The following is an 8,648-nucleotide window of genomic DNA, read 5'->3' as shown; positions in this document are numbered from 1 at the left end:
GCTGACGCTCGCTCATGCCGGCACTCCGCTCCGCTGCGCGCCGACCTGAGGCACCACCGCACTGTGCCGATGACTCGCTCGCTGACGCTCGCTCATGCCGGCACTCCGCTCCGCTGCGCGCCGACCTGAGGCACCACCGCACTGTGCCGATGACTCGCTCGCTGACGCTCGCTCATCGCACGTCCTCTCCCGGCCCGGGCGGGCGTCGCGGGCCCCTGACCGCCAACCTAGCGGTCCCGGGGGCCATCGGCCGGGATCAGCGTGCCGGACGCTCCGTCACGGCGTCGGGGAGGCCGACCCGTCGTCGTCCGGCGCGGCGCCGCACCAGAGCGACACCTGGTCGTTCCACCGGCCCGCGCCGTCGCCGGCCGGGTCCTGACGGCTGACCGTCCCGGTCCTGCCCGTCCGGTACTGCGGGTAGAAGCCCTCGTCGACGAGCTCGTCCGCCGCGTCGTCGCAGTCGTCGCCCACCACGTCCGGCACGGTGGCGGCCGGCGCCGGTCCGCTCACCCACAGCGTCACGGTGCGCCCGGGCTGCACCTCGGCACCCACCTCGGGGGAGGTGCGCTCCACCGTCGTCCCCGTGCCGCTACCGAAGACGAGCCGCCAGCCCAGCCGCTTCTCGCGCAGCTCGTCGCGGGCGTCCTTGAAGTCCTCGCCGACGAGCGCCGGGACCGTCAGCCCGGCGGAGCGGCTCGGCGCGGTCGTCCGGGGAGCCGGCGGCACGGACCGGCCCGGGGTCGACCGGGCCGCACCCGGGGTGCCGGTGGAGGGCAGGGCCTCCGCCGCTGCCGGCGGTGTGGCCGGTGGATCGTCCTCGCCGGCCAGGATCCAGCCGCCGGTCGCGCCGACGGCGGCGAGCAGCACGACGGCCAGCCCGCCCCTGAGCAGCACCGTCGACCGGTCCGGCCCGGCGTCGTCCCGCGCGCCCGTGTCCCCGTCCGTCATACGCCCACCCCGCCTCGATCACCGGCGACCGTACCCGCTCGCGGCGACGCCGGCGTCATCGCCTGTCGTCCCCGGGCGGACCGCACGACTCGCCGCGCCGACCACGGGACGTTACGCTCCCCGGCATGGCCAGACGGGGCTGGGGAGGATCGATCGCGACCGCGGTCGGCGTCGCTGCCGGCGCGGGCGCGGCCCAACTGGGCTTCGGCTACGGGCTGGGCATCATCAACTGGGCGCCGGCCGACGCGACCGCCGGCGCGACCGCCTGGGTGGCGGGCCTGATCTGGGCCACCTGGATCGCGGCCACCTCGACGGTCTTCGGCGCGGTCTGCGCCCAGCGGCTGCGCGACCACGCCCCGGCACCACACGCCGACCGCGCGGACGCGGCTCCGGCCGAAGACGCGGCGCCGGCCGAACGGGCCAACGGCACTATCGGCTCCGTCGCGCTCGCCGTGGCCGCCGGGTTCGGCGCGCTGATCACCGTGCTGCTGGTGGCCGTGCCGGCCCGGGAGGCGGTGGCGGTGGCGGACACCGGCTCGCCCCGGAACGTCGCGGCGGCCTACGCGGCGGCCGGCGTGCTGGTCGGGGTGCTGACGGCGGTCTGGGCGCTGCGCTCGCGGGCCGCCGCGAACAACGTGATCGCCACCGTCGGCTGGCTCTGGCTGCTCGCCGTGATCGCCGTCGTGGACGGCGTGCTGGCCGGGCGCGGCCTCACCAGTGCGCAGCTCGGCATCTGGCAACTCGGCCCCGACGACGGGCGGTACTGGATCCGCGACTACTTCTACTGGCCGGGGGCACTGCTGTCCCTCGGTTCCGCGCTGGTGATCGGTGTCCTCGCCGCCCGCCGGGACGCCCGGAATCCCGACCACCGGGTCGGGGCCGCCGCCTCCGGTGCGGCCGGGCCGCTGCTCGTCGCGACCGCGTACTTCCTGGCGGTGCCGAGGCTGACCGCGATCAGCCCGGAGCAGGTGTCGGCGCACCTGATCGCGCCGTACGCGGTGATCATCGGGGTCGGCGGCGCCGTCCTGGTCACCGCCCTCGCGCAGCGGGCCGCCCGACGGGCCGCGACCCGGGGACCGGTGCGGGTGCCCCGCCAGCGCACCGGCGAGCCCGTCGACCACCCGGGCGCACCGGCTCCGGGCGGGCAGGTCCACCCGGCCGACGGCACCGGCACCGGCGACGCCCGGGCGACGCACGACGACAGCCACACCACCACGACGCCGGTCGGCAGCGACGCCGCCACGCCGCCCGGCGGCAGCACCGCCCCCGCGCCGCCGGTCGGCTCCGCGCCGGGGCGGGACACCGTGGCGGCGGGCGGCGGGACGCTTCCCGCCGACCGCGAACCGGTGCCGGTCGCTGCGGGGGCTGCGGCCACGCCCGGCACGCCGGCCGGGGAGCCGGCCGCTTCGTCGGCCGAGGACGTGCCGGCGCCGGCCACGACCGGGGAGCCGGCCGTCGACGGTCCGGCGGAGCCGCCGGCCACCGGCCGGCGCCCCCGCTCCGGCCGCCGCACACGCTGAACGCCGGCCGCGTGCGGAACGGCTCCAAGGCGGAGCGTCCGGGCGGGACGGCTCCGCTGTCGACCGGGCCGCAACGGCTCCGCGACGGAGCGCCTGTGCGGACGGCTCCCACCACCGAGCGCCCGGGCGGACGGCGCCACGAAACGCCCGGGCGGACGGCTCCGCCATCGACCGGCCGCAGCGGCTCCGGGGCGGAGCGTCCGGGGCCGGGTCAGTCGACGGGCCAGGTGTGCACGGGCTCGTTGCCGCGTTGCAGCTCGGCGTAGCGCTGCACCATGTGGTGCAGGGCGGCGTCCCGGTCCATGCCGCGGTGCCGCTCGGCCGACCAGACCGCCTCGGTCTGCCAGACCGCGCCGTTGCGGCCCGTGCGGCAGCGTTGCTCGATGATGCCGAGCAGCCGGTCGCGCTCGGCCGGGGCCACCCCGAACCGGTCGAGCCCGGCGGCGGCCGTGGGCAGCAGGACGTCCAGGACCAGCTTGGTCACCGGCACCTCGCCGAGGCGGGGCCAGTGCAGGACGGCGTCCATGCCGCGCCGGGCGGCGGCGTGGAAGTTCTCCTCGGCGGAGCTGAAGGTGAGCTGGCTCCAGATGGGCCGTTCCGCCTCCGCCAGCCCTCGCGCCAACCCGAAGTAGAAGGCGGCGTTGGCCAGCATGTCGACCACGGTCGGGCCGGCCGGCAGCACCCGGTTCTCGACGCGCAGGTGCGGGCGGCCGTTCATGATGTCGTAGACCGGCCGGTTCCACCGGTAGACGGTGCCGTTGTGCAGGCGCAGCTCGCCCAGCTCCGGCACGCCGCCGCCGTGCAGGACCTCGACCGGGTCCTCGTCCTCGCAAATCGGCAGCAACGGCGGGAAGTAGCGGACGTTCTCCTCGAAGAGGTCGAAGATCGAGGTGATCCAGCGTTCACCGAACCAGACCCGGGGGCGTACGCCCTGCGCCTTCAGCTCGTCCGGCCGGGTGTCGGTGGCCTGCTCGAACAGGGCGATGCGGGTCTCCGCCCAGAGCTGCCGCCCGTAGAGGAAGGGCGAGTTGGCCCCGACGGCCACCTGCACCCCCGCGATGGCCTGGGAGGCGTTCCAGTAGTCGGCGAAGCTGTCCGGGGCGACCTGGAGGTGGAACTGGAGGCTGGTGCAGGCGGCCTCGGGGGCGATCGAGTCGGTGTGGGTCTGGAGGCGCTCGACGCCCCGGATGTCGAGCTCGATGTCCTCGCCCCGGGCGCCGACGATCTGGTCGTTGAGCACCCGGTACCGCTCGTTGGTGGAGAGGTTGTCCTCGACCAGGTGGCGCTCGGTGAGCGTGGGCAGGATGCCGACCAGGACGATCTTCGCGTCCGACTTGGCGGCCCGCTCGTCGGCGCGGGAGAGGCTGCCGCGCAGGTCCTGCTCGTAGTCGGCGAACCCGTTGCCCTCGATCAGCCGGGGCGGCGCGTTCAGCTCCAGGTTGAACTGGCCCAGCTCGGTCTGGAAGAGCGGATCGGAGATGTCGGCGAGGATCTGGTCGTTGCGCATCGCCGGCTCGGCCGCCGAGTCGACGAGGTTCAGCTCGATCTCCAGCCCGGTCATGGGCCGGTCGGCGTCGAAGCCGAAGTCGTCCAGCATCAGGGCGAAGACGTCCAGGCACCGCCGGACCTTCTGTCGGTAGCGGACCCGGTCATCCCGGGAGAAGGCGCCCTGCTCGACGTCCCTGCCCATGTTTCCTCCCGGCGCGAGGCGCAGTCGGACCGTGCCGGCCCGGTAAGCGCGTGGTGAACCCTCCACGTTAGGAGCGTCGGCATCGTCGGGACCAGAGGAGGTCCCGGCGATCCCACGGCCGGGACGACCGTGCTCCGGCCGACGAACGCGCTCCCGGCGGCATCTCTACCCAGCGCGGGTCGCCCGGCACCGGACCGGGCCGGGAATAAGTCGTGACAAATCGCACCGGGGCGGCGCGGTCTCGCCCTGCGTACACGCGTGGGGCCCGCACCGTGACGCGGCGCGGGCCCGGAAGCGGTGCGGCGGATCAGGCCTGGCGGACGGCCTCGCCCTCGATCTCGATCTTGATCTTCTTGCCGACCAGCACGCCCCCGGTCTCCAGGGCGACGTTCCAGGTCAGGCCGAAGTCCTCGCGGTCGATCTCGGTGGAGGCGGAGAAGCCGAAGATGTCCTGCCCGAACGGGCTGCGGCCGACGCCCTCGAACTCGACCTCCAGGTCGACCGGGCGGGTGACGCCCTTGATGGTCAGCTCGCCGGAGAGGACGAACTCGTTGCCGTCGCGGGACTTCACGGCGGTGCTGCGGAACTCCAGGGTCGGGAAGCTCTCGACGTCGAGGAACTCGGGGCTGCGCAGGTGCGCGTCCCGGTCGGCCTGGTTGGTGTTGATGGTGGCCGCCTGAATGGTGGCGCTGACCGAGGACTGCATCGGGTCCTCGGCGACGGTGATGGTCGCGCTCGCGTCGGCGAACTCACCGCGTACCTTGCTGACCATCATGTGCCGGGCGACGAAGCCCACGCGCTTGTGTGCCGCGTCCAGCAGGTAGGTGCCGGCGGTCGGGATCGTGAGGCCGTCCCAGTCGCGGGTGACCGGTGCGGTGCTGCTGGTCATGGAAACTGCCCTCCGTGGGGAAATTTGTTTAGTTGCCCAACGTCTGCCGCAGCAACTATAGGCACAACAATATTCCTCCTGTCAAGGACTGCTACGATGGGCGCGTGGACCAGAACGTGTTCGACGACCCCCGGATCACCGCCGTCGGCCTGCTCGTCGAGGCGCACGCCGGGCTCTCGGCCCGGTTCGCCGCCCAGTTCGAGGAGCACGGCCTCTCACCGGTCGAGTTCGAGGTGCTGACCCGACTCGCCCGCTCACCCGGCAACCAGTTGCGGATGACCGACCTGGCCGCGCAGACCTCGCTCTCGACGAGCGGTGTCACCCGCGTGGTGGACCGCATGGAACGCGACGGGCTGCTCGCCCGCCGCGCGTGCCCCTCCGACCGGCGCAGCTCGTTCGCCGTGGTCACGGCCTCCGGCCTGCAACGGCTCGACGAGACCCTGCCCGGGCATCTGCGGATCATCGAGCAGTGGTTCACCGGCCAGCTCGACCCGGAGGCGCTGACGGCCCTGCTCGACGGGCTGCGCCGGGTCCGGGACGCGGTGCACCCCGGCGCCACCGCAGGAAGCACCGGATCGGCCGCCGACTGGGACGAGACGGCCACGCCGTCCTGACCCCGTCGACCGGGCCCCGCGGCACCGGCAGAAAGAGCGGCAGAACTGCCGCACCCACGGGACGATAGGCGACCAAACCGGACGGAGCCGCGTGCGGGCGGTGACTAGTCTTCGGGCAGTGGGGACGCACCGGGGGGTAACGGCGCGGGCGACGAGCGAGGGGTAGCAAGAGGGGCTTCGTCGTCCGCGTCACCCCCGGTTCGCTCTGGGGCGCCCGCCACGCCACGGCCGACACCGCCGTGGCCGACTCTCCCGAACCACCCGCTCCGGCCCGCGGTCGACGCGCGCAACAGCTCCTCCTCGTGCGGCAACAACCGGACACCACTCTGCCGGCAGGCCCGGTCGAGGTGGTCCACCACGTCGGGGTCGCCCGAGCTGGCGGCCAGTCCCACCAGCGCCTCGACCACGTCACGCCGGTCCTGGCCGTCGACGCCCGCCTCCGCCGCGGCCGCGAACCACTCCGCCGCCAGCTCACGATCGCCCCGGTGCAGAGCCAGGTTCCCCTCGATCAGCGCGCAGATCCCGTCCTCGGGGCGCACCCCGGGCGTCGTGGCACCGGCGAGGCGCCCGGGCGACCAGACCTCCCCGAGGCGCGGCGCCGGCGGCAGCCCCGGGGGCGGGCGCAGCTCGGCCAGCACCCCGGCCGCCTCGGCGGACCGGCCGTCCCGGGCCAGCGCCAGCCCCACCGTGCCGAGCACCCGGCGACGGTGGCCGGGGTCGCCCAGGTCCGCCAGCGCCGCCACCACCCGCCGGCCCGCCTCGACGGCGTCGGCGTACCGGCCCTCAAGGCGGCACACCTCGGCGAGGTTGGCCCGCGCGAGCACCCGCAGCCGCTGTTCCCCGCCCTGCGCGGCGAGCCGGTCGACCGCGGCCAGCCGGCGCCGGGCGGCCGCCAGATCGCCGACCCGGATGTGGTGCCAGGCGAGGTTGTTCTGCGCCACCGCCATGTCCCGGACCCGCCCGTGCCGGACGGCCAGCGCGAGCACCGTCTCGGCCTGCGTCCGCGCCTCGTCGTACTCGCCGAGGGCGATCAGCAGCGCGCAGAGCACCGTCCGCGCCTCCAACTCTCCGGTGACGTCGCCGGCGTCCCGGAACGCGGCCAGCGCCCCCCGCGCCGCCGGCAGCTCCTCGGCCCCGGCGCCGTGTTCGGCGGCGAGCCGGGCCACCCCGAGGGACGCCCACGCCCGCAGCACCGGGTCGACGTCAGCGGTACGCGGATCCGCCAGCAGACGCCGGAGCCACTGCCGGCCCGGGACGTCCCGCCCCCGGAACCGCCACCACCGCGACAGCGCCGCCGCCAACCGCAACGCGGTCAGCGGATCGTCGGCGGCGGCGTGCGCCAGGGCGGAGCTGATGTCGCCGGTCACCTCGTCCAGCCGGTGCACCGCCGCCGGCAGGTTGGCGCCGACCAGCTCCGGTGCGGTCCGCGCCACCAGCCGGGCGACGACCTGCGCGTGCCGGCGCCGGATCGCGGTCAGCTCCCCGGCCCCGGTCGCCTGCTCCGTGGCGAAGTCCCGCACGGCGTCGAGCAGGCGGAACCGGAACGGCCCCGCGCCCCGGACGCTCAGCAGACCGAGTTCGACGAGCCGGTCGAGCAGCGGCACCGGGTCCACGGCCACCGCCCCGTCCCGGTCGGCGGGATCGGCGAGCATCTCCTCGGCCAGCTCCACCGACCAGCGGTTGCCGAACGCGGCGAGCCGACGCAACGCGGCCCGCTCGTCCGGGGCGAGGAGGCGGTAGCTGATGGCCACCGCGTCCCGCAGGGTCTCCGCCACCGCCGCCCGCGGGCTCTCCGGGCGACCCGGCTCGGTCGTGTCCCAGCCCGGCCGCTCCGCCGCCCCCGCCGAGGTGGCGAGGTCGAGGACGCGGTCGCCGTACCGGTCGAGCAGCTCGTTGAGATCGAGGATCCGGCCCCGGGCCGCCATCAGCTCGATGGCGAGCGGGAGCCCGCCCAGGCGGCGTACCAGGGCGGCGAGGGCGGGCAGCTCGGTGGGACCGGGCGGCTCCCGGCGGACCTGCGCGAGCCGGGCGGTGAAGAGGGCCACGGCGGGGTAGCCGGCCAGCGCCACTGGGCCCGCCCGCTCGCTGCCCGGCGGCGGTACGTCGAGCGGGGCGACCGGCCACACCCGCTCCCCGGGCAGGCCGACCGGGTGCCGGCCGGTGACCAGCACCCGCAGCGACGGCACCGCCCCGGCGAGCCGGTGCACCGTCTCGGCGACCGCGTCGGGGGCCCGCTCGGCCGCGTCCACGAGCAGCAGCGCCGGCCGGCCGTCGAGGCGGACGGTCAGCTCGGTCAGCCGGGCGACGCCGAAGACGGCGACCGAGGCGGAGAGCACGTCGGCGGCGTCCGAGCCCTCGCCGATGAGCACGCCGGCCGCCCCGCCCGGATGGTCGCCGGCGACCGCGTGGGCCACCGACAGGGCCAGCGCGGTCTTCCCCACACCGGCCAGCCCGACCAGGCTGACCAGCCGGGGCCCGCGCCCGTCGGTGAGCAGCCCGACCAGCTCGGCCAGGTCGCGGTCCCGGCCGATCAGCGCGACCGGGGGCGGGAGCGCTGCCGGCGTACCGGCGTGGTGGTCGGGGTCGACGCGGGCCGGCGGGACGCTTCCGGCGGTGACCGGCGGGGCGGCCGGGACCTGCCCCCGGGCGGCGGCCAGGAACGCCGACCGGGCGGCCCCGGCCAGCTCCAGCGCGCCGGCGAGCAGCTCGACGGTGGTGCGCTGCGGCCGGGACGAGCGGCCCCGTTCCAGGTCGCGGACGGTCCGGACGCCGACACCGGCCCGGCCCGCCAGCTCGGCCTGGGTCAGGCCGGCGGCGAGGCGGTGCCCGCGCAACAGCTGCGGCAACCCGGTACGACCGCCCGGTTGCGGCGAACGATCATGACTCGGAGTCATGGGCAGGAAGGGTACGGCCGGGGTACGACCGTCGGCAGACGAGCGTCGCCCTGCCGACGCATCGGTGCGGATATCCGACAGCGGACCGGACGG

5 protein-coding genes and 1 pseudogene are annotated in these 8,648 nt (G+C 75.8%); 2 read left to right on the top strand and 4 right to left on the bottom strand.

The genetic code is table 11. The features are described from left to right. Positions 1 to 276: 276 nt before the first annotated feature. Complete coding sequence (locus AB0G08_RS03675) at positions 277 to 948, bottom strand: PASTA domain-containing protein (protein WP_358082565.1); 672 nt, start codon at positions 946 to 948, stop codon at positions 277 to 279. Positions 949 to 1,073: 125 nt separating this feature from the next. Here AB0G08_RS03675 and AB0G08_RS03670 point away from each other — a divergent pair, with 125 nt between their 5' ends. Continuing rightward, positions 1,074 to 2,468, top strand: a complete 1,395-nt coding sequence (locus AB0G08_RS03670; protein ID WP_358082563.1) for a hypothetical protein — start codon at positions 1,074 to 1,076, stop codon at positions 2,466 to 2,468. A 211-nt stretch (positions 2,469 to 2,679) separates the two neighbouring features. On the opposite strand, the gene AB0G08_RS03665 is transcribed toward AB0G08_RS03670, so the two are convergent. Both AB0G08_RS03665 and AB0G08_RS03660 read right to left on the bottom strand, forming a co-directional pair. Beyond that, positions 2,680 to 4,158, bottom strand: coding sequence for a glutamate--cysteine ligase (locus AB0G08_RS03665; protein WP_358082560.1), 1,479 nt, complete (start codon positions 4,156 to 4,158; stop codon positions 2,680 to 2,682). A gap of 307 nt (positions 4,159 to 4,465) precedes the next feature. Next, on the bottom strand, positions 4,466 to 5,047 hold the full coding sequence (locus tag AB0G08_RS03660) for a YceI family protein (protein ID WP_357866681.1): 582 nt from the start codon (positions 5,045 to 5,047) through the stop codon (positions 4,466 to 4,468). A gap of 104 nt (positions 5,048 to 5,151) precedes the next feature. Here AB0G08_RS03660 and AB0G08_RS03655 point away from each other — a divergent pair, with 104 nt between their 5' ends. After that, positions 5,152 to 5,661, top strand: coding sequence for a MarR family transcriptional regulator (locus AB0G08_RS03655; RefSeq protein WP_358082557.1), 510 nt, complete (start codon positions 5,152 to 5,154; stop codon positions 5,659 to 5,661). Between the two features lie 275 nt (positions 5,662 to 5,936). Here AB0G08_RS03655 and AB0G08_RS03650 read toward each other — a convergent pair. Beyond that, positions 5,937 to 8,555: pseudogene (locus tag AB0G08_RS03650) on the bottom strand (helix-turn-helix domain-containing protein); the annotation flags it as partial. Between the last annotated feature and the right edge of the window lie 93 nt (positions 8,556 to 8,648).

The organism is Micromonospora sp. NPDC023644 (genome assembly GCF_040640115.1).
Classification (GTDB): Bacteria; Actinomycetota; Actinomycetes; order Mycobacteriales; family Micromonosporaceae; genus Micromonospora.
Note: the sequence above shows the minus strand (reverse complement) of the source record. Positions and strands in the feature narration are given on the sequence as shown.